We start from the raw sequence: 2,855 nt of genomic DNA, 5'->3' as shown, positions 1-2,855 counted from the left end.
GGTGTTCTGGGCTGTTTCCCTCTCGACGACGAAGCTTATCCCCCGCCGTCTCACTGCCGCACTCTCACACCACGGTATTCGGAGTTTGGTTGATTTCGGTAACCCGGTAAGGCCCCTAGACCATCCAGTAGCTCTACCCCCGCGGTGAAACATGCGACGCTGCACCTAAATGCATTTCGGGGAGAACCAGCTATCACGGAGTTTGATTGGCCTTTCACCCCTACCCACAGCTCATCCCCTCAGTTTTCAACCTAAGTGGGTTCGGTCCTCCACGACGTCTTACCGTCGCTTCAACCTGGCCATGGGTAGATCACTCCGCTTCGGGTCTAGACCACGCGACTACACACGCCCTATTCAGACTCGCTTTCGCTACGGCTACCCCACACGGGTTAACCTCGCCACGCAGCACTAACTCGCAGGCTCATTCTTCAAAAGGCACGCCATCACCTCAATATCCGAAGATATGCTCGGGCTCTGACGGCTTGTAGGCACACGGTTTCAGGTACTCTTTCACTCCCCTCCCGGGGTACTTTTCATCTTTCCCTCACGGTACTAGTCCGCTATCGGTCTTCAGGAAGTATTTAGGCTTACCGGGTGGTCCCGGCAGATTCACAGCAAATTCCACGAGCTCGCTGCTACTCGGGAACACCAAACAAACACACAAACGCAAGTTTTCGCGTACGGGACTCTCACCCACTCCGGTCACCCTTCCCAGGATGTTCCACTAACTCACGCGTGCATTCAGAAGATTGTCAGATCCTCTACGCTGGGTCCCACAACACCGCCTGTACAACGCCTGACAGCTTGACATACAAACGGTTTAGCCTCTTCCGCTTTCGCTCGCCACTACTCACGGAATCACTATTGTTTTCTCTTCCTACGGGTACTGAGATGTTTCACTTCCCCGCGTTCCCTCCACACACCCTATATATTCAGGCGCGGGTAACACCACATAACTGGTGCTGGGTTTCCCCATTCGGACATCCTCGGATCTCAGCTCGGTTGACAGCTCCCCGAGGCTTATCGCAGCCTCCTACGTCCTTCATCGGCTCCTGAAGCCAAGACATCCACCATGTGCCCTTAACAACTTGACCACAAAGATGCTCGCATCCACTCTACAGTTCTCAAACACCACACCAGAAACAACACCAGCGTGCTGCCTCAGGACCCAACAGCGTGCATAGTGAACACCAACCCGATCTTGCCCCGCGATCACACGTTCCACGAACAACCCCTTACGAAGCCGTTCAGTACTTGCACGCCTCAGCAGCAAATCCGAATCAACATATACCCAGTAGTTCCACAATTCCTTGAGCAACCATCATAGAAACACAGTCGGCTTCTGGATGATGGCCACCCCACAGTGCTGATCCCGGGTATCCCGGGGACTGTGGATGTGGTGCTCCTTAGAAAGGAGGTGATCCAGCCGCACCTTCCGGTACGGCTACCTTGTTACGACTTCGTCCCAATCGCCAGTCCCACCTTCGACCACTCCCCCCCTTGCGGGTTGGGCCATGGGCTTCGGGTGTTACCGACTTTCATGACGTGACGGGCGGTGTGTACAAGGCCCGGGAACGTATTCACCGCAGCGTTGCTGATCTGCGATTACTAGCGACTCCGACTTCACGCAGTCGAGTTGCAGACTGCGATCCGAACTGAGACCGGCTTTAAGGGATTCGCTCCACCTCGCGGTATCGCAGCCCTCTGTACCAGCCATTGTAGCATGTGTGAAGCCCTGGACATAAGGGGCATGATGACTTGACGTCATCCCCACCTTCCTCCGAGTTGACCCCGGCAGTCTCCCACGAGTCCCCATCACCCCGAAAGGCATGCTGGCAACGTAGGATAGGGGTTGCGCTCGTTGCGGGACTTAACCCAACATCTCACGACACGAGCTGACGACAGCCATGCACCACCTGTACACCAACCACAAGGGAAGCCCCATCTCTGAGGATGTCTGGCGCATGTCAAGCCCAGGTAAGGTTCTTCGCGTTGCATCGAATTAATCCACATGCTCCGCCGCTTGTGCGGGCCCCCGTCAATTCCTTTGAGTTTTAGCCTTGCGGCCGTACTCCCCAGGCGGGGTGCTTAATGCGTTAGCTACGGCACGGACAACGTGGATGTCGCCCACACCTAGCACCCACCGTTTACAGCGTGGACTACCAGGGTATCTAATCCTGTTCGCTCCCCACGCTTTCGCTCCTCAGCGTCAGTATCGGCCCAGAGACCCGCCTTCGCCACCGGTGTTCCTCCTGATATCTGCGCATTTCACCGCTACACCAGGAATTCCAGTCTCCCCTACCGAACTCAAGTCTGCCCGTATCGACTGCACGCTGAAGGTTAAGCCTCCAGATTTCACAGCCGACGCGACAAACCGCCTACGAGCTCTTTACGCCCAATAATTCCGGACAACGCTTGCACCCTACGTATTACCGCGGCTGCTGGCACGTAGTTAGCCGGTGCTTCTTATCCAGGTACCGTCACCTCACGGCTTCGTCCCTGGCGAAAGAGGTTTACAACCCGAAGGCCGTCATCCCTCACGCGGCGTCGCTGCATCAGGCTTTCGCCCATTGTGCAATATTCCCCACTGCTGCCTCCCGTAGGAGTCTGGGCCGTGTCTCAGTCCCAGTGTGGCCGGTCACCCTCTCAGGCCGGCTACCCGTCGTCGCCTTGGTAGGCCATTACCCCACCAACAAGCTGATAGGCCGCGGGCTCATCCTGTACCGCCAGAACTTTCAACAACCCTGGATGCCCAGAGAAGTGATATCCGGTATTAGACCCCGTTTCCAAGGCTTATCCCAAAGTACAGGGCAGATTGCCCACGTGTTACTCACCCGTTCGCCACTAATCCACCC

At 56.3% G+C, this 2,855-nt stretch carries 2 rRNA genes (1 of these 2 running past the window's edge); both read right to left on the bottom strand.

Annotated elements, in window-relative coordinates:
- Positions 1–1,094, bottom strand: a 23S ribosomal RNA gene (locus QMK34_RS46890); it reaches 2,140 nt to the left of the window's first position.
- A 316-nt stretch (positions 1,095–1,410) separates the two neighbouring features.
- Positions 1,411–2,855: ribosomal RNA gene (locus tag QMK34_RS46885) — 16S ribosomal RNA — on the bottom strand; the annotation flags it as partial.

Source organism: Amycolatopsis sp. H20-H5, from assembly GCF_035828755.1.
Lineage (GTDB): Bacteria > Actinomycetota > Actinomycetes > Mycobacteriales > Pseudonocardiaceae > Amycolatopsis.
The sequence above is the reverse complement of the archived record's forward strand: the minus strand, read 5'-3'. Positions and strand labels throughout refer to the sequence as shown.